Below are 16,156 nucleotides of genomic sequence, written 5' to 3'. Positions count from 1 at the left end.
GGTGGCGCCCCGCCGCGCTACTGGATGACGGTGCGGATCGTGCCGAGCTTCTTGCTGAGTGCTTGAGAAGCTGCCTGGTAACGCATCTGGGTCTCGGTCAGCGTGATCATTTCCTCGTCGATATCGACCGAGTTCCCATCCATGCGCGTGGAGGAGAGGAGTTGCTGCGGGTCCATCCCAAGCTGGCCGCGCAGGGTGCTGCCGCCGGTGTAGTGGCGGGAATCGGTCGCCGCCATCTGGTTCGTCCCGCGTCCGAACATCCGCTGCAGTTCGGTCTCGAAGTTCACCTCCTGGCGGACATATCCGGGGGTGTCGATGTTCGCGATGTTGTTGGATGTCGCTTCCTGCCGCCGCGAGAGGCCGTCCAGCCACCCGGTCAGCGTTTGCAGTCCACGGTCACCGATGGGATTCACAGTGCACCTCCGTGTGGGCGCCAGCGCGTCGTCGCGAGTTCATCGATGAACCGCAATTCGGCGCGGGCACGTTCGACCCGCTCCTCTTCCATCTGCTTGTCCAGGAGCGCTTCCATGGCTTTGCGGTCGCGCCGGCGGAGAAGGAGTTCGCTTCGCTCCTCCTCAACGTCGTTGGCCGAGTGTTCGAGGGCGGCCCGGCGCGCTCCAATCTCCCGGTCGACGCGGTGAAGGTAGGCTCCGGCCGCCAGGAAGTCGGCGACGTCGAGTGGCCCCTCGCGGGCAGCGAGTTCCATGAGCTGCGCGCGGTTCCCGAGGGACTCTTCGAGCGCGTCCTCGCGCCGCCGGTAGAGACGCATGGCTTCGGCGAGTTCGACTTCCTGGAGCTTCTCGATCCGTTCACGCTGCTTCACCAGCCGCTTCAGCCTCTGTGGGGTCAGCGTCATACACGTCCTCCGCGCTGGCGGGTTCGGGGGCGATCTCCGGGTCGATGGCGACGAGGCCCTGGATCGCGGATTCAAACGGCGTTACATCGTCGGCGCGTTGGCGCAGGAAGGCGTTGATCGCTGGAGTCAGGTCGATGGCGCGGTCGACCGCCGGGTCGCTTCCGCGTACGTAGGCGCCGATCGAGATCAGGTCGCGGGCGTCGGCATGGGCTGCCAGGAGTCCGCGCAGGTCGCGGGCCGCGACCTTGTGGCCGGGAGTCGCCACGCGCTCCATGAGCCGGGAGACACTGTTGAGCACATCGATCGGGGGGTAATGCCCGGCGCTTGCGAGCGTGCGTTTCAGCACGATGTGGCCGTCGAGTGTCGCCCGCGCGAGGTCGGCGATCGGTTCGTCCATGTCCTCGCCATCGACCAGGACGGTGTAGATAGCAGTGATGCTTCCCGCGCCGGCCGGACCGGCACGCTCCATCAGGTGCGGGAGCAGGCTGAAGACGGAAGGTGGGTAGCCCTTCGTTGTCGGTGGTTCGCCCGCGGCGAGCCCGATCTCGCGTTGGGCCATCGCGACGCGCGTCAGGCTATCGAAGAGCAGCAAGACGCTGAGGCCTTCGGAGCGGAACGCTTCGGCGATGGCCGTCGCCGTGCGGGCCGCGCAGAGGCGCATCGCTGCCGGGTTGTCACCCGTCGAGGCGACGACGACGCAGCGCTTCAGCGCATCGAGGCCGAGGTCATGTTCGATGAAGTCGCGGACTTCGCGGCCACGTTCGCCGATGAGTGCGATCACGGTGACGTCCGCGGCAGTCCCGCGTGCGAGCATGCCGAGCAAGGTGCTCTTACCGACGCCAGAGCCCGCGAAGATGCCGACTCGCTGGCCGCGGCCGAGCGTCAGGAATCCATCGACCGCGCGCACGCCGGAAGGAAGCGCCTCGCTGATCGGCTCGCGGTCCAGCGGGTGGGGCGGTTCGGCATGGCCGGGCACCCAGCGGACGCTGCGCAGAGGTTCATCGGTGTCCATTGGCCGCCCAAGCCCATCGAGCACCCGTCCGAGGAGGCTGTGTCCGACCGGCGCGGAGGGCGTGCGGCCGGCAGCCGTAACTCGTGCTCCTGCGATGACGGTCCCGCGGTCGAGCATCGCCAGGTAGGCCTCTCCGCCGTTGGATCCCGCGCACTCGACGGCAATTGGGCGGCCGGCAGGGTCATCGATGAACGCCAGTTCGTGCGGCCGAAGATTGATCCCGCGGGCGGTCGCCATCTCGCCCGAGGTGTGCATCACCGTCCCGGAGCGGCGGTGGAGCGGCGCCGCTGCGGCGGCCTCGAGCAGGACCTCGACGGTGGCACTCACGCTTCAGTCCCTCCCGCGGCACGAAGGGCGAGCTCCATCAGCTCCAGGCGCGAATCAAGCGTCGCGTCGATCGTGCCTTTGTGAAGGTCGATGACACAGCCGCCCATCTCCACCGCTTCATCCGGAATGACATAACTAGCGACATCGACGAGGCTCGTCCTGACTGTGTCCAGCGCGGCGGGGCTCACCCGGATAGAGATGATCTCCTGTCCGGCGGCCATTCGGACGGCATCGCTGCACGCGTCGGCGGTAAGCGAGGGATCGGCTTCGAACGCGGCGCCGACGACGCGCCGGCAGGCCATCGCTACGGCACGCGCGATGGTAGGCATGGCGTCATCGATCATTGCGGCGCGAATCGAGAGCCCGTCCGCGGCGGCGATGCGAATCGTATCCAGGTGGGCTGCCGCTGCCTTTTCGGCGGCCTCCAGGCCTGCCTGGTAGCCGGCCCGGCGACCCTCATCGCTGGCCGCGGCGACCTCGGCGCCCGCTTCGGCGACGATGGCCTCTGCCCTGGCACGCGCCTCCGCGACTATCGCCTCCACGCGCTGGTTGGCTCCGGCAAGAAGGGTGGTCACAGTCGCGATGGGGTCATCGCTGGCGAGACGCCTGCGCACCGACTCGCCGACCACGACGACATCCTCTTCGGCTTCGGGCGACCGGAAGATCCTGCGGTTAACCGACGAGCTCATCGTCGCCTCCGCGGGAAATGACGATTTCTTCGGCTTCATCGAGCCGGCGGATGATCTCGACTACGCGTTGCTGGGCTTCTTCCACCTGGCGGAGGCGCACCGGGCCAGACGCGTCCATGTCTTCGGTCATCATCGCGGCCGCCCGCGTCGACATGTTTCGCAAGATGCACTGCTTCACGTTCTCCGGCGTAGCCTTCAGGGAGAGCGAGAGGTCGCGCACTTCGACTTCCCGGAGGATGCGCTGGATCGAACGGTCGTCGAGCGTCGCGATATTCTCGAAGACGAACATTCGTTTCTTGATCTGCTCGGCGAGCTCAGGCTCGTTGTCTTCGAGTGCCTCGATGATGGTCTTCTCCGTCATCCGGCTCGATTGCTTCAGGAGGCTCACGAGGACTTCGATCCCGCCGACCGACTGTGACTGGCGCGTCGGCTGGAGGACGGCGCTGAGCTTGCGCCGCAGCACGGACTCGACCTCATTCACGATGTCGGGGTTCGCGCGTTCCATCAACGCGATTCGCTGCGCGACATCCGCCGCCGTCTCCGGTTCCAGGCCGGCGAGCACCTGGGCGGCCTTGTCTGATTGAAGAAATGACGTGAGCAGGGCGATGGTCTGGGGGTGTTCGTTGGAAAGGAAGTTGACGAGCTGGGCGACGTTCAGGTGGCGGAGAAATCCGAACGGGACCGTCGGCGACGTTGCCGAAAGCCGGTCGATCAGCTCCGTGGCCTTGTCTTCGCCGAGTGCCATGCGCAACAGCTCCTCGGCATATTCCAGGCCGCCCAGCGAGATGACGTTGCGGGCGACCGCGGACTCCTCGAAGTCTTCGATGACTTCCTTGCGCTGATCGCTCTTCAGTTCGCCCATAGCCGAGATTTCCCAGGTAAGCCGCTCGATGTCCTCGTCGCTCAAGTGGCGCAGGATCTCGGACGAACGCTCCTTGCCCAGGGTGATGAGCAATGCGGCGGCCTTCTTGCGGCCTTTGAGCTTGTCGTCGGCCCTTGTCACCCGTTACTCCTCTTCCCTCATCCATGTCTGGACCACGTCTGCGACGGCGCGGGGATTGGAATCGGCGAGCTTCAGGACGCGTTCCTCGTGCGGGTCGGAGGCCGGCTGGAGGGCGGGCATGCTCTCTCCCCGCGGGAGGGCGGCGATCGCGCCGGCGGCAGGGAGCATTGCCTGCTGGTAGCCTGCCGGCAGGGCGAGCTGTCGCTTTCCCAGCGCCCGGAGGAGGAGCATTACGAGGATGAAGCCGAGCGCCACGGCGAGCATCGGAAGGAGGAACTTCAGGTACGAGAGGTAGGTCCCGATACCGTCGGATGCGGCGGGCAACAGGTCTTCGCGGACGCTTGCATCGAAGGGGAGCCGGGTAACGCTGAGGGTATCGCCGCGCACCTGGTCCAGGCCGACGGCCGCCGCCACGGCGCTCGTGATGCTGGCTTCCTGCGCCGCCGTCACGCTCTCATCGAGCACCACGGAGACGCTGAGGCGATCGATCGACCCGGGCGCTTTCACCGTGGTCGATGTCGTCTTGTTGATCTCGTTGTTCGTTGTGGTCTCGGTGCGGCTGTATGTGCTGTCGCCGTTCGCCGTGGTGTTGGAGGTGCCGCCGGTGCCCCCGTTCGTGCCCGTCCCCGGGACGTTCCCGACATTGAGGTTGGAGCCGTTGAAGGTCTCCGTCGTGCTCGTGCTGCTGCGAGGGACGGCCTCGCTTGCGGCACCGAACTTGTCTTCGACTGCGGTGACCCGGTCGAAATTCAGGGTGGCTCGAACGGTGACGGCGCTCCGGCCGGCGCCCACTACTTTGGCAAGGGTCTGCTGGACATCGTTTTGCAGCGCCGCTTCGTACTGGTGTTGCAGGTCCATTTGCGAGCCGGTCGCACCGGTTGAGAACGGGCTGTCGAACGTCGCGCCATCGAACAGGACGGTGCCGGTCTCGTCGATGATGGTGACGCCGCTCTGTTCCAGCCCTTCGACGGAGTTCGTGACCAGGTTGGTGATGCCTCGGACCTGGCTCTCGCCCAGCTTCGTGCCGGGAGCGAGCTGGAGCAGGACGCTCGCCGTGGCGTGTTTCTGGTCCTGGCTGAAGATGGCCTCTTCCGGGATGACAATGTGGACGCGGCTGGCTTTGACGCCGTCGAGCGTGTTTATCGAACGGGCGAGCTCCCCCTCCAGCCCCCGCCGGAAGTTCACCTGCTGGACGAAGTCGGTGGCGCCGAAGTTCGTCTTGTCAAAGATCTCCAGCCCAACCGAACCGCCCTTGGGCAGGCCCGCCTGCGCGAGGCGTATGCGTACTTCGGCCACCTCGTTCGCGGGGACGGAAACCGTCGAACCGCCGCCGCCAATCGTATAGGGCACACCCTGGCTCTCGAGTTCATCGGCGATCGCGGCGCTGTCTTCCGGAGCGAGACTGCTGAAGGCGACGACCATCGCCGGGGACTTCGAGGCGACGAAAATCAGGTAGAAGGCGACGAGGGCAGCCGCGGCGATCCCGCCGAGCAGCACCTGGCGCGAGCGAGGCAGTTGGTTCCAGCGTTCGAGAAGCGGAGCTAACGGCGAACCAGGACCCATCTTGTGCCACCCCTTGAACCGATGAACGACCGGTCTTTCGGACTTTAGGGAGGCGGGCGATGGCGGCGCATTGGGCGATCCCCTATCTGGCGGAGGAGGTTCTGTGTACTGGCTCGTGAAACCCCTGATCTTTGTGCGAACCGCGGGCAACAGCCGGCAACCCGGTGGTGGTGGCAAGGGGGCCGTGCTTGGCGTATCGTTCCGAACGCACAAACCACTACTGGAGAAGGCACTTGGCAGAAGAACTCCCGCCCCTTGTGACCGAAGAGATGAAAGCTCAGGTCGGCAAGGAATCCGCCCCCAGCACCAGCGAACTCGATAACACCGGGATTCGCATGTTCGCCCGATCGGTCGGCCACACCGACCCGATCTATTACGACGACGCCGCCGCGAAAGCCGCCGGCTACCGCGGAATCGTCGCGCCTCCCGGTTACCTCGGCACGCCGGTCTTCAACCCGAATGCCGGCTCCCGCCGCGGTCCCGGCGGCATGTTCGGTGGGCCCGAGCCGACCCGCCCGCTTCGCCGCGTGCTCAACGGCGGCACCGAAATCGAGTATCTCGACGACATCTGCTCGGGCGACGTCCTCACCTCCACCTCGCACATCGCTTCCTACGAAGAGACCAAGGGCAGCCTCGGCGAGATGCTCATCACGGTGAACAAGACCGTCTACAAGAACCAGCTCGGCAAGACGGTCGCCATCTCGACCGGCACCAGCATCCGCTACTAGGAGGCGAAACCAATGGCTGTTACCTGGAACGACGTTTCCGAAGGGATGTCCATCCCTGAACTCAAGAAGAACTGCAGCACCCAGCAACTCGTCCTCTGGGCGGCCGGCTCGGGCGACTTCTACCAGATCCACTACGACAAGGACTTCGCCGTTGGCACGGGCCTGAGCGGCATCATCGTTCATGGCGCGCTCAAGAATGCCTTCCTCGGCCAGCTTGTCCACGATTGGATCGGCAACAGCGGAAAGCTCAAGAAGTACGGCTGCAGCTACCGCGGCATGGACTTCCCGAACGAGGACATCATCTGCAAGGGTGTCGTCACCAAGAAGTACGAAGAAGGCGGCGAAAAGCTCGTCGACCTCGAAGTCTGGACAGAGAATCCCCAGGGGAAGAAGACGACCCCGGGTTACGCCACGGTCAGCCTGAAGAGCTAACCGCGCTCTCCATCCCGTCGCCCCTCTCCCGCCGGGAGAGGGGCTCCAGTTACCCGGCCACCTTTCCGCACATTCGGCGCGGGGAGGGGTATCTGTGTCCGAGGAGGACGAAATGGCAAATCTGCTCGAAGGCAAAGTCATCGCCATGACTGGCGCCGGACGCGGCATCGGCCGCGAATGCGCGCTGCTCGCCGCCTCCGAAGGCGCTCGCGTCATCGTCAATGACCCGGGCGTCAACCCGGATGGCTCCGGTACCGACGCCGGGCCCGCCCAGCAGGTCGTCGAAGAGATCAGGAAGTTGGGCGGCGAGGCCGTCGCCAACCTTGCCGATGTTTCTTCGATGGAAGGTGGCGAAAGCGTCATCAAGACCGCGCTGGATACCTACGGCAAGATCGATGGCCTCATCAACCTCGCCGCCATCCTCCGCGACCGCATGGTCTTCAACCTTTCCGAAGAGGAATGGGACGACGTCATCCGGATCGACCTCAAGGGCCACTTCACCACGATCAAGCCCGCCTCGATCGTCATGCGTCAGCAGCGCTACGGCCGCATCGTGAACTACAGCTCCGTGTCGGGCCTCCAGGGCAACTCCGGCCAGGCGAACTACGGCGCGGCGAAAGCCGGCGTCGCCGGCCTCACGCGTGTCGCCGCCCGTGACCTTGGCCGATATGGCGTGACCGTGAACTGCATCGCTCCGGGCGCGGCCACGCGCCTCACCGCCACTGTGCCCGCTTCAGCGCGCGAACTTCGTGCCCGCAGCGGTATCGCCGGTGGCGGAGGACCGGCCCCGGCGGCTGGTGCGGCTGCTCCCGCCCCGGCGCCCGCCTCCGACCCGATGCGCGGCCCCGACATGGTCGCCCCGATGACGGTCTACCTGCTTCTCGATGAAGCGTGGAACATCAACGGGCGCATCTTCCAGGTCGCCGGTGGCCACGTCGGCCTGCTGCAGGACATGTACCCGCCGTTCAAGAACATCTTTAAGAACGGGAAGTGGACCCTCGACGAACTTCGCCAGCTCGTCCCGGCTCAGCTCATGAACGGCGTCGTCAACCCGGCGCCCCCGCCAGCCGACCTCAAGGTCCCCGGCCGGGACGCCTGACAGGCGGCAGTAGCACGACGTAGTGGGGCGCCCTTCAGGGGCGCCCTCCATCTTTCCCGCAGCTCGCTCAGTTGCTCTTGCTCAGGTTCAGGTTGGCCGACTCGGCAGGTTCCGGCGCGACAGGCGCCGTCGTGCGGTTGCTCTTGCTCAGGTTCAGGTTCGATGTCCGCGCGCCGGCGTCATCGTCGGGGCTGTCGCCCGCCTCGCGATTATTCGTGATGTTGCTTTTCGACTTCACGATGGTGCCTTCGGCCTCTTCCGGATCGTCTCCTTCGTTGCCGGTCTCCGGGAACAACCTGCCGGCCGTCGCGGTCTCTTTCTCGCCCATCGCGGCCACCTCCGGGAAATGGCTCTACTCTACACCCGGACTCAAGCCCTTCTCCCTTCTCGCCATCCCCTCCTACACTGCGGACACATGACGTCCTCCGCTTCTCCCCGAACCATCCTCATCACCGGCGGCGCCGGCTTTCTCGGCATCAACCTCGCCCGCTACCTCCTCGCGCGCGGCGACCGCGTCGTCTCGCTCGATATCGCGCCGTTCGACTATCCGGAGAGGGATCGTGTGACGGTCATTACTGGCGACATCCGCGAAAGGGCAGATGTCGACAGGGCGATGGAGGGCGTCGACGCGGTCGTCCACACCGCGGCTGCGCTTCCGCTGTATTCGAAGCGGGACATCGTCACGACCGACATCCACGGGATCCGCAATGTGCTGCAGTCAGCGCTCGATCACGGTGTCCAGCGCGTCGTCCACATCTCCTCGACCGCCGTGTATGGCATCCCGGATCACCACCCCCTGGTCGAAACCGACCGCCTCGAGGGGGTTGGGCCTTACGGGAAGGCGAAGATCAAGGCAGAGCGGATCTGCGAGGATTTCCGTAAGCAGGGCATGGTCATCCCGATCATCCGGCCGAAGAGTTTCGTCGGCCCGGAGCGCCTCGGAGTATTCGCCCTCTTCTACGACTGGGCGAAGGATGGAAAGAACTTTCCGGTCCTCGGAAGAGGCAGGAATCGCTACCAGTTCCTCGACGTCGAGGACCTCTGTGACGCCATAGCACGCTGTCTGGACGGCGATGCTGAGGCCGTGGATGACGTGTTCAACATCGGCGCGAAGGAGTTCACCACGCTGCGCGAGGATTACCAGGCGGTCCTCGATGAGGCGGGCTTCGGTAAACGCATGATCCCGATTCCTGCAAGGCCGGCGATCTGGACGCTTCGCGTACTCGACTATTTCCGGCTCTCGCCGCTCTACAAGTGGGTCTACGAGACGGTTACGGAAGACAGCTTCGTCTCCATTGAGAAGGCCGAGCGCGTACTTGGCTTCGCCCCCAAGTACTCGAACAAGCAGGCGATGATCCGCAACTACCGCTGGTACCTGGAGAACCTGGACTCCTTCGAAGGCCAGTCGGGGGTTTCGCATCGGGTACCCTGGAAGCAGGGCGTCCTTGGACTCGCAAAGCTCGTCTTCTGAGGGCTACGGCGCCTTTCCAATGACCACGATGATGGTGGCGATGACCCGGCGAGGGCTCTCCGGGTCCGTGTTTCCGGTGATAGCGACCTCGTAGCCGATGACGCGCTCGCCGTTGCGAATGTCGTCCACGGAGAGGCCCGAATCGCCGAAGCGGATCGAAGTTGTCAGACGCACGATGACCGGGACGGTACCCCGGTCTGTCTTCACCATCAGGATGTTGGCGTTGCGGCTGACGACAATCCCGCGCACGCCCTGGAATTCGGGGGGAGCATCGCCCGCGGCTCCCGTGGCGGGCGAAATCACCGGCGGCTCCACGGGCTGGAGCCGGAATACCCCGCCCGGCAGGTCAGGCGCCTCGACGATGCGGACGAGTGCGCCCAGTGGCCGCGGCGTGCCCGCCAGGAACTGGTCCATCGATCGGGCGTCGATGTCGACCAGGAAGGACTCGGTGGCAGTCTTCAGCAATACCCGCGCCCGTTTCCCATCCGGGGAGAGCGTGATGAGGGAGACGCTGCCCTGGAGGTTGGGGCGAAACTTCTGAAGCAATGGGATCTTGCGTTCCGCGATTGCCGTGGGTACGCCCGTATTGTCGGCGACAGCGACGTTGCTCGCGGCGATGGCACGCTTCGCGGTCACGACACCGCTGACCAGCACCGAATCTCCGGGACGCAGGGTGCTCGCCTGGCGCGCCCCGTTGGCGTCGCTGACGGCCGTCAGGTCGGTCAAGGCGATCTCGAGGTTGCCCAGTTCCGCCGATTGCACGGTTACGACGCCGTCGTTCGTGGCCGAGACGACGCCCTCCACCTGGACGTAGTCGTCGACCGTCAGGGCGGAGGCGGATTCGACTCCTTCGAACGGCTGGATGACGACGAGTGCGACGACCGCGACGATGGCGATTGCCGCCGCGGAACTCGCGAGGGCCATCGCCCCGCCCCCAAACCATCGGCTGAGGGCGCCGCGCTTCGGCTTCGCCGGTAGCGCGACGGGAGCCTGAAGGCCCGCTCGCTGGTCGGCCAGGTGCCGCTGGAAGCGTGCACGAGCGGTCGGCATCGCGGCCGAGGCTTCCTGTTCGATGAGCGATGCGTTCCGCTTCAGTGCGGCTGCCTGGTTCAGCAGCTGCTGGACTGCGGCACGTTCGTCCGGCGTTGCCTCGGTGGGGATTACGCCGCGTTCGAGTGCCCGCTCGAGAAGGTCGTCGATTCGGTCGGGGGTCATTCGGCGCCTCCACTTCCGGGGTAGCCATCGGAGACGAGCGCCCGCTGCATCGCGGCCAGGGCGCGCCTCTGCAAGTTTTTCACGGCGTCTTCGGATCGGTTCATGAGGTCAGCCGTCTCCAGTACCGACTTGTCCAGGAGGAATCGCAGTTCGATGACCTGGCGCTGGTCGCCGGTGAGGCCGCGCATCGCATCGAGGAGGTCCCGCCGGAGGCCAATTGCGTCCGACTGGTCGGGTTCAGACAGTTCCAGCGAGTCATCGAATTCATCATCGATGCCCCGCCGGCCGAGCTTCTTGATGTGGTCGCGGACGAGGTTGCGGGCGATACCGATGAGCCAGCCTTCGATGGGGACGCCGCGATAATCGAACCGGTCGGCGCGTGAGTAAGCGACTTCGAAGACCTGGGAGGCGATGTCTTCAGCCTCTTCGCCAGAGCGGAGGCGGTAACGGACGAATGCGAACACATGGCGGTAGTGCAATTCGAAGACCTGTTCCCAGGCCCCGGCATCGCGCTGGACAGCGCGCCGGGCAAGGGCCTCCGCATCGGAAGGGTCGTGATTTGCCGAGCCATTGGGCCCATCCTCGTTTTCGCGCACAGCGGGATTCACTCTACGAATGGCGCGAGCATGGGGAAAGGTGACGCGCGGTAAAGGAAGAAGTCTTCGCCTGCGGTAAGCTGTGTCGCAATGGGTGCAGAAGCGAAGTTTGCGACGATCGACGATTACCTTCAGACGGTCGGATCAGAGGGGCGGGCGCGCCTGGAAGCGATTCGCCAACTCGTCACGGAAGAGGTGCCTGGCGTCACCGAGGCGGTGTCATACGGGATCCCCACCTTCAGGCTAGCCGGCAAGAACTTCCTCCACATGGCCGCGTACAAGAAGCACATCGGGCTCTACGGCGCCTCGACCATGGCTCCGCTGGCCGCTGAACTCGAGCGCTACCGGACCGGAAAGGGCACGCTCCAGTTCCCACTCTCCGAGCCGCTTCCGCTGGAGCTCATTCGCAGGATCGTGTCGCTGCGAGCAGGCGACCACGAGGCGCACAGGTAGCGACTACAGCTTCAGCCCCAGTAGTTCCCGCGTGACTGCGCCCTCATTCACGGTGATGTTCACCCAGGTGATACGGAGCTTGGCGCGCCTGCCCTTCGCCTCGAGCCAGACTTCGTCACCCTTTTCCCAGCGATAGTCCGAATCGATCGTCGCCCAGTGCTCGCCCTTCGAGCCAGTGAAGGCGTCGGCTTCGTAGAAATCAGTCTTCATGGCAACGGAGTGTACAGGCGTCCCGCGGCCGTGCGCACGACGAGGACGCGGGACGACCGGGCGCCAACAATTCACTACACTCCCGGCATGCTTGAACGAATCGATCACCTGGTCTGCGTCGTCCCGGACCTGCTCTCGGCCGGCGCGGCGTACGAACGCCTGGGTCTGAGCCCGACGGCCGAGAGCAGGCACGAGGCCGCAGGGGTTGCGAATCGCGCCGTGTTCGTCGGCACCGATGCGACGAACTACACCTACCTCGAACTCCTGTCAGTCACGGATGAGGTGATCGCCCGCTCGACCGGCCGGGAGCTGTATGTCGAGGCAGTAGCACGCGGCGGTTCGGTGGTAGGGGTCTCTTTTGGTTCGACGGACATCCACTCCGCGTCCCGCGAGCTTGGTGCGGCGGGTTATCCAGCGCCGATCGAGACTCTGAGTCGTCCCGATGGTTCGAAGGTGATCGACATCGCCACGGTCGATACCAGGGGTGCTGTGCCGTTCAGGCTCTCGCTCGCTCAGTACCCGGAAACGTGGGCGGCCCGCTACGAACGGTCACGAGCTGCGGGACGGTTCGCCCATGACTTCCCCTTGAAGCGGCTGGATCACCTCGCTGTGGTCGCGCCCGACATCGAAGCGGCGACTCGTTTCTGGGGTGAAGTGCTCGGCGTTCCCGTCCACGGGGAGATCCGGACAGATGCGATGGTCATCAAGCAGCTGAAGATCGGCGATGCCGTCCTGGAGCTGCTCGGGCCGGCCACACCGCAGAGCCCGATGGCCGCGAGGCCGGCGGCGCTGGCGAGCATGGCGGCCTGGGAGGTGAACGGGCCGCTGGATGCAGCCGTGGAGCTCGCCCGTGAGCGCGGATTCACCGTGAGTGAACCGGAGTACGGCGTGATCCCGGGCACCCGCCGGGCGAGCATACCGGCCGCCGAGCTGGCAGGGGTAGGCATGCAACTCCTCGAATACGTCTAGGTACACCGCGCAGTCACACTTCTGCCACGGGACTGATCCCCTAGGGGAATTCCCTGATAGCCGACACCTTGAAGGAAACCCCGGAACTGGCGTGAGCCAGGCCTTCCGGAAGAGGGGCAGCACGGCCTTGGATACCCGGTCCATCAGCGCAGTCATGGCTATTGCGGCGTACCGTTTGCCGGTCTCGCGGGAGTGGGCGCCGGGAATGGGGAGCACCGCCCTCGCTGTTTCCGAGGGTGCGAAAGACCGCGTCGAGATTAGCGCCGAGGCCCGCCAACGCGCCGCCGCCTCTACCGAGCCGCAGCTCTGGGGCGAAGTCCGCTATGAGTATCCCCACACCGACGACCCCGACCTGCCCTGGGAGGTTGCCCACCAGGAGTGGACGGACTTGATGGCGAAGGTCTTCGGGAGTCCGGACGAAGAGAGCGAAGCCGCCTGATCCGGGACGCCGTACTTCCCCACGGAGCCCTCGCCTCTACCCCACTCCGAAGAAACCGAACAGCTCGGGGTACTTGTTCACGCTGGCGCCACCATCGATGTAGAGCGTCTGGGCGGTCATGAGCGACGACTCATCTGATGCGAGGTAGGTGAGCAGGTTCGCGATGTCCTCCGGCTCTCCGGCACGGCCGATCGGCGCTTCGTGGATGAATGCGTCCTCCAACCCCGGAATCCCGAGCATCCCTGCGGTCGCCGGGGTGTGGACGAGACCGGGCCCGACAGCATTGACACGGATCTTGTGCCGTCCGAGTTCGAGTGCCGCCACCTTCGTCAGCATGGTCACGCCCGCCTTCGCCGCGCAGTAGGCGGCGAAGCCCTCGGTCGCCTGGATCGCGTTGAGGCTGGCGATGTTGATGATGCTTCCGCCCGTGCCCTGGGCGATCAGGCGCTTCGCTTCGTGCTTGAGACAGAGGAATGTCCCCGTCAAGGAGATGCCGAGCACCCGGTCCCAATCTTCGAGGGGATAGTCCTGGATTGGCGAGAAGCCGCCGACGCCTGCGTTGTTGACCGCGATGTCGAGCCGCCCGAAACGCCGGATGGCCTGGTTCACCATCCGCTCCACCGCTGCTTCGTCGCGGACATCGACTTCGGCGCCATCGATGGAGTTGTGGCCTAACTGGCCGATGAGCGCGCCGATGCCCTCGCTATCCGTATCGCCGACGATGACGCGCGCGCCCTCGGCGACGAATCGTTCCACAGCGGCCCTGCCTATCCCCGAAGCGCCGCCGGTGACGATCGCGACCTTGCCATCTAGCCTTCCCATGTCCCGTTCCTTTCACCCCGGAGACTCGGCGGATGCGCGGAGGGAGCTCTCGGCGAACGCTCTTCGGCGTTACCCTGCCACTGGCCTGCTCCGGGATTCCCGGCCTCCTGGTGACTAGAGATGTCGGCGGTAGAACGCGAGCGATTTCTCCCACGCGTCCTTCGCCGCCGCGGGGTTGTACTCCGGTTCCGGGTGCTCGTCGTTGAAGAAAGCGTGCTGGGTCCCCGGGTAGGTGATGAACTCGTATGCCTTCCCGCGCTCCTTCAATGCGGCCTCGTACGCCGGGATGTTCGGGTTCACGAAACCATCGTGTTCGGCCCAGATACCCAGCAGCGGCGCGGTGAGCCCGTCCCAGTTGTACTTCACCATTGGGTGGCCGCCGTAGAAGTCGATGCATGCAGCGACGTCGCCGTTGCTGTTGCAGGCGGCGAACAGTGCAAGCGCCCCTCCCATGCAAAACCCGACGGTGCCCACCGGGCCGCCGGTAAGCGCCTTGAGGTAGGCGACTGCGCCCTTCAGGTCCTGTTCGGCCCGGGCGATGTTGAGGGCCATGAGCAGCTTGCCAGCCTCGTCCGGCTCGGAAGCGACGACGCCGTGATACATGTCCGGTGCGAGGGCGACGAAGCCCTCCGCGGCGAAACGGTCGGCGATACCCTTGATGTTGGCGTTGAGGCCCCACCATTCCTGGATGACGATGACGCCCTTGCCGGCGCCGCTCGCCGGTTTGGCGAGGTAACCGCTGGCGGTCTCTCCGTTGGATGCGAAGGTGACGAGTTCTCCCACTGTGCTCTCCTGTGGTCACCCGGCCGCGTTCCCGGCCGGGGGGATGCGCGCTGTAGCCTACCGGGTGGGGAGTGCGCCGTCAGCCAAGACGCGAGCCAGAAAGCGGCGCGTCGCCTTCGGGTCTTTCAACACGACGACGCGTTTGCCGTCGGCTCTGGCGGCGCGGAGCATCGCGAGGACACCGGGGCGTCGGGTGGAACGGTACTGCCAGATCCACTTCAGGAACTTAAAGAACTTTGGGTCCAGCTTCTCGTCGCAGCCGGGTGTCATATCGGGGCGGGTCTTGTTCCGGTAGACAACCTGGCGCTTCGTCGAGCGGTACAGGCAGAGCCAGCGTGAGTAATCGAGGAAGACGATGGTGTCCGCGCGTTCGATGCGCAGTCCCATCGTGCCGCCGTAGTTGCCATCGATGATCCACTCGTCGGGGGCGACGAGTTCCGCGACCTTGCGCGTCCACTCGTCGCGGGGAGTCTCTACCCACCCCGGCTGCCAGTGTTCACGGTCGAGGTGGACGACGGGCAGACCGGTGAGTTCGCCCAAGTGGCGCGCGAGGGTGGACTTCCCGGCACCGCCGGAACCGATGATGAGGACGCGTTTCACGTCGGTGGGTCCGCTGGCGCAGGTGCACCGCTGAACCCGGCGATCACCGCCGCCAGCTCGTCCTGATTGCGGACTGAAAAGACCGCTGTGATATGGGCAGTTCGCGCCAGTTCGCGCCGCAGGAGCCGCGCTTCCACGAGCGGGTAGGACTTCAACCAGAAGGTGAACCGAAGTCTCCGGAGGAACGAGCGCTTCACTGTTGGGCCTCGGCGGTTCCTTTGTTCTGCCACCAACGCGCTGGGGAGGTCCAGGTGGATGACGGCATTTGCCCGTTCAGCTGCTGGCGCCAGGGCGCGCCAGTACCCACCCTCGATGAGCCACCGCTCACGCGCTGCGAGCTCGCGGACGTGATTCACCCGTTCGGTCGTTTTCGCCCGGCCGTCGGCATCCTCGCCGTTTGGCCCCCAGAATTCGAGATCGAGCTCGGTCACCGGGAGACCGAGGGATGGGCCGAGTTTCCCGGCCAGCGTCGTCTTGCCAGCGCCTGTCGCACCGACGATGTAGAGCCGGTCGATGTTCGAGCCTGCGAACAGCGACTCCGCCCTCAGGTGTCCCGCCCACGCCTTCGCCGACTCCTTGTCGGGGATGATGCGCACGTAGCGCCCCCCGGTTACGGCCTGGGCGAGGATGCCGAGTATGGCCGCTCGTTCGGCAGCCGGCGCGGCCGGCCCCGGTGCCTCGCCGTCGGCGAGCACCATGATCGGGGCCCCTGCCGCGAATGCTTCCACCGTGGTACAGATTGCGACGCCCGGGGCCGCGTTTTCCGCCGCCGAACGCTGGTAGCGGACACGCGCATGCAGGGCGTCGCCGAGCGCGTCGGCGATTCTCGATGCGAGCGCATTCGGGGCGCCGAAGACCAGGGCGTCGGCCATCGCCGCAGACTACCGCC

At 65.5% G+C, this 16,156-nt stretch carries 21 protein-coding genes; 7 read left to right on the top strand and 14 right to left on the bottom strand.

Translation table 11 applies throughout. From position 1 onward, the window contains the following. Window positions 1–17 precede the first annotated feature (17 nt). From flgB to fliF, 6 genes are read right to left on the bottom strand one after another with little or no spacing between them, the layout of a single operon-like run. A complete protein-coding gene (gene flgB / locus IPG14_RS03810; RefSeq protein ID WP_343385185.1) occupies window positions 18–413 on the bottom strand; it encodes a flagellar basal body rod protein FlgB in 396 nt (131 codons plus the stop codon). Continuing rightward, the gene (gene fliJ, locus IPG14_RS03805) at window positions 410–856 is read right to left on the bottom strand and encodes a flagellar export protein FliJ (protein WP_343385184.1); all 447 of its coding nucleotides are present in this window, start codon (window positions 854–856) and stop codon (window positions 410–412) included. The genes flgB and fliJ overlap by 4 nt, the downstream gene beginning before the upstream one ends. Continuing rightward, window positions 810–2,195: a FliI/YscN family ATPase gene (locus IPG14_RS03800; RefSeq protein ID WP_343390934.1), complete on the bottom strand. Its 1,386-nt coding sequence runs from the start codon at window positions 2,193–2,195 to the stop codon at window positions 810–812. Before IPG14_RS03800 ends, fliJ begins: the two co-directional genes overlap by 47 nt. Continuing rightward, window positions 2,192–2,884, bottom strand: coding sequence for a FliH/SctL family protein (locus tag IPG14_RS03795; protein ID WP_343385182.1), 693 nt, complete (start codon window positions 2,882–2,884; stop codon window positions 2,192–2,194). Before IPG14_RS03795 ends, IPG14_RS03800 begins: the two co-directional genes overlap by 4 nt. Next, window positions 2,868–3,887 carry a flagellar motor switch protein FliG gene (fliG, locus tag IPG14_RS03790; protein WP_343385181.1) on the bottom strand — a complete coding sequence of 340 codons (1,020 nt, stop codon included), beginning with the start codon at window positions 3,885–3,887 and terminating at the stop codon, window positions 2,868–2,870. Before fliG ends, IPG14_RS03795 begins: the two co-directional genes overlap by 17 nt. Window positions 3,888–3,890: 3 nt before the next feature. Beyond that, the gene (fliF, locus tag IPG14_RS03785; protein WP_343388155.1) at window positions 3,891–5,450 is read right to left on the bottom strand and encodes a flagellar basal-body MS-ring/collar protein FliF; all 1,560 of its coding nucleotides are present in this window, start codon (window positions 5,448–5,450) and stop codon (window positions 3,891–3,893) included. A 233-nt stretch (window positions 5,451–5,683) separates the two neighbouring features. On the opposite strand from fliF, the gene IPG14_RS03780 reads away from it, so the two are divergent. From IPG14_RS03780 to IPG14_RS03770, 3 genes are all read left to right on the top strand, one after another. Beyond that, complete coding sequence (locus IPG14_RS03780) at window positions 5,684–6,178, top strand: MaoC family dehydratase N-terminal domain-containing protein (protein WP_343385179.1); 495 nt, start codon at window positions 5,684–5,686, stop codon at window positions 6,176–6,178. A 12-nt stretch (window positions 6,179–6,190) separates the two neighbouring features. Continuing rightward, entirely contained in the window at window positions 6,191–6,610 is a 420-nt protein-coding gene (locus tag IPG14_RS03775; protein WP_343385178.1) for a MaoC/PaaZ C-terminal domain-containing protein, read from the top strand. Between the two features lie 112 nt (window positions 6,611–6,722). Next, window positions 6,723–7,709, top strand: a complete 987-nt coding sequence (locus IPG14_RS03770; protein ID WP_343390933.1) for an SDR family NAD(P)-dependent oxidoreductase — start codon at window positions 6,723–6,725, stop codon at window positions 7,707–7,709. Between the two features lie 67 nt (window positions 7,710–7,776). Here IPG14_RS03770 and IPG14_RS03765 read toward each other — a convergent pair whose 3' ends face one another. Continuing rightward, window positions 7,777–8,037, bottom strand: a complete 261-nt coding sequence (locus tag IPG14_RS03765) for a hypothetical protein (RefSeq protein WP_343385176.1) — start codon at window positions 8,035–8,037, stop codon at window positions 7,777–7,779. Between the two features lie 87 nt (window positions 8,038–8,124). Between IPG14_RS03765 and IPG14_RS03760 the strand changes: the two genes are divergently transcribed. Continuing rightward, a complete protein-coding gene (locus tag IPG14_RS03760; protein WP_343390932.1) occupies window positions 8,125–9,180 on the top strand; it encodes an NAD-dependent epimerase/dehydratase family protein in 1,056 nt (351 codons plus the stop codon). 3 nt (window positions 9,181–9,183) lie between these two features. Here IPG14_RS03760 and IPG14_RS03755 read toward each other — a convergent pair whose 3' ends face one another. Further along, window positions 9,184–10,395 carry a hypothetical protein gene (locus IPG14_RS03755; RefSeq protein ID WP_343388151.1) on the bottom strand — a complete coding sequence of 404 codons (1,212 nt, stop codon included), beginning with the start codon at window positions 10,393–10,395 and terminating at the stop codon, window positions 9,184–9,186. Then, window positions 10,392–10,991, bottom strand: a complete 600-nt coding sequence (locus IPG14_RS03750) for a sigma-70 family RNA polymerase sigma factor (RefSeq protein ID WP_343390931.1) — start codon at window positions 10,989–10,991, stop codon at window positions 10,392–10,394. The genes IPG14_RS03755 and IPG14_RS03750 overlap by 4 nt, the downstream gene beginning before the upstream one ends. Window positions 10,992–11,081: 90 nt before the next feature. Between IPG14_RS03750 and IPG14_RS03745 the strand changes: the two genes are divergently transcribed. Next, entirely contained in the window at window positions 11,082–11,444 is a 363-nt protein-coding gene (locus IPG14_RS03745; protein ID WP_343390930.1) for a DUF1801 domain-containing protein, read from the top strand. Between the two features lie 3 nt (window positions 11,445–11,447). On the opposite strand, the gene IPG14_RS03740 is transcribed toward IPG14_RS03745, so the two are convergent. Then, the gene (locus tag IPG14_RS03740) at window positions 11,448–11,654 is read right to left on the bottom strand and encodes a hypothetical protein (protein ID WP_343385171.1); all 207 of its coding nucleotides are present in this window, start codon (window positions 11,652–11,654) and stop codon (window positions 11,448–11,450) included. A gap of 87 nt (window positions 11,655–11,741) precedes the next feature. Here IPG14_RS03740 and IPG14_RS03735 point away from each other — a divergent pair, with 87 nt between their 5' ends. Both IPG14_RS03735 and IPG14_RS03730 read left to right on the top strand, forming a co-directional pair. After that, complete coding sequence (locus IPG14_RS03735; RefSeq protein ID WP_343390929.1) at window positions 11,742–12,623, top strand: VOC family protein; 882 nt, start codon at window positions 11,742–11,744, stop codon at window positions 12,621–12,623. A gap of 154 nt (window positions 12,624–12,777) precedes the next feature. Further along, window positions 12,778–13,062, top strand: a complete 285-nt coding sequence (locus tag IPG14_RS03730) for a hypothetical protein (protein ID WP_343385169.1) — start codon at window positions 12,778–12,780, stop codon at window positions 13,060–13,062. 36 nt (window positions 13,063–13,098) lie between these two features. Here IPG14_RS03730 and IPG14_RS03725 read toward each other — a convergent pair whose 3' ends face one another. From IPG14_RS03725 to IPG14_RS03710, 4 genes are all read right to left on the bottom strand, one after another. Beyond that, window positions 13,099–13,884, bottom strand: a complete 786-nt coding sequence (locus tag IPG14_RS03725; RefSeq protein WP_343390928.1) for an SDR family NAD(P)-dependent oxidoreductase — start codon at window positions 13,882–13,884, stop codon at window positions 13,099–13,101. A 114-nt stretch (window positions 13,885–13,998) separates the two neighbouring features. After that, window positions 13,999–14,667, bottom strand: coding sequence for a dienelactone hydrolase family protein (locus IPG14_RS03720; protein ID WP_343390927.1), 669 nt, complete (start codon window positions 14,665–14,667; stop codon window positions 13,999–14,001). A 57-nt stretch (window positions 14,668–14,724) separates the two neighbouring features. Beyond that, window positions 14,725–15,267 carry a DNA topology modulation protein gene (locus IPG14_RS03715; protein ID WP_343385166.1) on the bottom strand — a complete coding sequence of 181 codons (543 nt, stop codon included), beginning with the start codon at window positions 15,265–15,267 and terminating at the stop codon, window positions 14,725–14,727. After that, the gene (locus IPG14_RS03710) at window positions 15,264–16,139 is read right to left on the bottom strand and encodes a hypothetical protein (protein ID WP_343390926.1); all 876 of its coding nucleotides are present in this window, start codon (window positions 16,137–16,139) and stop codon (window positions 15,264–15,266) included. The genes IPG14_RS03715 and IPG14_RS03710 overlap by 4 nt, the downstream gene beginning before the upstream one ends. Window positions 16,140–16,156: the final 17 nt, after the last annotated feature.

This window comes from Candidatus Amarobacter glycogenicus (genome assembly GCF_016704105.1).
In the GTDB taxonomy this organism is placed as follows: Bacteria; Chloroflexota; Dehalococcoidia; order Tepidiformales; family Tepidiformaceae; genus Amarobacter; species Amarobacter glycogenicus.
This window is presented reverse-complemented; position numbering and strand designations above follow the sequence as displayed.